The organism is Pseudomonas sp. PS01299 (genome assembly GCF_029960145.1).
In the GTDB taxonomy this organism is placed as follows: domain Bacteria; phylum Pseudomonadota; class Gammaproteobacteria; order Pseudomonadales; family Pseudomonadaceae; genus Aquipseudomonas; species Aquipseudomonas putida_A.
On sequence record NZ_JASCPO010000450.1, the window covers coordinates 1 to 2,036 of the forward strand.

Here is a 2,036-nt window from a genome sequence, read left to right on the forward strand (position 1 = left end):
CAAGTCAGTTGCCTGACACGCCGCTTTCGCGAGCAAGCCCGCTCCCACAGGATTTTCCCCGACTATGGACGAGCAGCGCAGCACGCAACAGATTCACCTGAAGTCATAAAAACCATATCAGGGCGCGGCAGAACGCCGCAGGCAGGACTTGAATCTGATCCGTACAAATGAAAGATTCCTGAGCCTGTTTTGTTTCCAGTGGTGTTTCTACAGTGCAGCTCGTGCCAGACCAGGGTGGCCTGGCAAGACTTTGCAACCGTGGATGAACTGACCATGAGCACAGCAACAATCGGACAGGCGTATAACTACAAGGTCGTCCGCCAATTCGTTATCGCGACGGTTTTCTGGGGTGTTGTCGGCATGGCGATGGGGGTCTGGATCGCCTCGCAACTGGTGTGGCCGGACATGAACCTCGACCTGCCCTGGACCACCTTCGGCCGCTTGCGGCCATTGCACACCAGCCTGGTGATTTTCGGTTTCGCCGGCAGCGCGCAATTCGCCGCCAGTTACTACGCGGTACAGCGCACCTGCCAAGTACGGCTGTATTCGGACAAGCTCGCGGCCTTCACCTTCTGGGGCTGGCAATCGGTGATCGTGATCATGCTGATCACCCTGCCAATGGGCTACACCACCACCAAGGAATACGCCGAGATCGAATTCTCCGGCGCGGTGTGGATGGCGGTGGTCTGGGTCGCGTACGCCATCGTGTTTTTCACCACCGTGGTGCAGCGCAAGACCAAACACATCTATGTCGGCAACTGGTTCTTCGGCGCGTTCATTCTGGTGATCGCCATGCTGCACGTGGTCAATCACCTGTCGATCCCGGTGGACTGGTTCAAATCCTATCCGGTGTATTCCGGGGCCACCGATGCCATGGTGCAGTGGTGGTACGGCCATAACGCGGTGGGTTTCTTCCTGACCACGGGCTTTCTCGGAATGATGTATTACTTCGTGCCGAAACAGGTCAACCGCCCGGTGTATTCGTATCGGTTGTCGATCGTGCATTTCTGGGCGTTGATCACCCTGTACATCTGGGCCGGCCCGCACCACTTGCACTACACCGCACTGCCGGACTGGGCGCAGTCGCTGGGCATGGCGATGTCACTGATCCTGCTGGCGCCGAGCTGGGGCGGGATGATCAACGGCATGATGACCTTGTCCGGTGCCTGGCATAAGTTGCGCACCGACCCGATTCTGCGCTTTCTGGTGCTGTCGCTGGCGTTCTACGGCATGTCGACCTTCGAAGGGCCGATGATGGCGATCAAAACGGTCAACGCCCTCTCCCACTACACCGACTGGACCATCGGCCATGTTCACGCCGGGGCCTTGGGCTGGGTGGCGATGATCACCTTCGGCGCGACGTATCACATGGTGCCGAAAGTCTTTGGCCGCGAGCAGATGTACAGCACGCCGCTGATTAACCTGCACTTCTGGCTGGCGACCATCGGCACCGTGTTGTACATCGCGTCGATGTGGGTCAACGGCATCACTCAGGGCCTGATGTGGCGAGCGATCAACGAGGACGGCACGCTGACCTACTCCTTCGTCGAAGCGCTGCAGGCCAGTCATCCGGGGTTCATCGTGCGCTTTGCCGGCGGGGTGTTCTTCCTCAGCGGCATGCTGCTGATGGCCTATAACGTCTGGCGCACGGTGCGGGTCGCCGACGTGGCGCTGGCACGCAGCCAGGCGCAGATCGCCTGAGGCAGGGAGCCGCAGAGGATGGATATTTTCTTGAATGTGCTGGGGGTGGTGTTTCTGTGGCTGGCGGTGGAGTACTGCCTGCGCCACCAGACGGCGGAAAGCCTCGACGATGCGAGCATGGTGCCGTTTGCTGATGATCCGGAGGTGGCACTGCGAGTGGAGCTGGCGACGGGGAAAACCGTGAAGGCGGTGGCGCCGGAAGAGGCGAAGCCGGGCTGGGTCAACCTCAAGATGTAGAATCACCCTCAATCCACTGTGGGAGCGGGCTTGCTCGCGAAAGCGGTCTATCAGTCGCCATCAATGTCGAATGGGCTGCCGCCTTCGCGAGCAAGCCC

2 protein-coding genes are annotated in these 2,036 nt (G+C 59.9%); both read left to right on the forward strand.

Annotation, left to right across the window (positions count from 1 at the left end; translation table 11 throughout):
- The first annotated feature begins 273 nt into the window (after positions 1 to 273).
- Positions 274 to 1,701 carry a cytochrome-c oxidase, cbb3-type subunit I gene (gene ccoN / locus QMX91_RS30885; RefSeq protein ID WP_027613751.1) on the forward strand — a complete coding sequence of 476 codons (1,428 nt, stop codon included), beginning with the start codon at positions 274 to 276 and terminating at the stop codon, positions 1,699 to 1,701.
- Positions 1,702 to 1,719: 18 nt separating this feature from the next.
- Positions 1,720 to 1,938 carry a cbb3-type cytochrome c oxidase subunit 3 gene (locus tag QMX91_RS30890; RefSeq protein ID WP_282413885.1) on the forward strand — a complete coding sequence of 73 codons (219 nt, stop codon included), beginning with the start codon at positions 1,720 to 1,722 and terminating at the stop codon, positions 1,936 to 1,938.
- Positions 1,939 to 2,036: the final 98 nt, after the last annotated feature.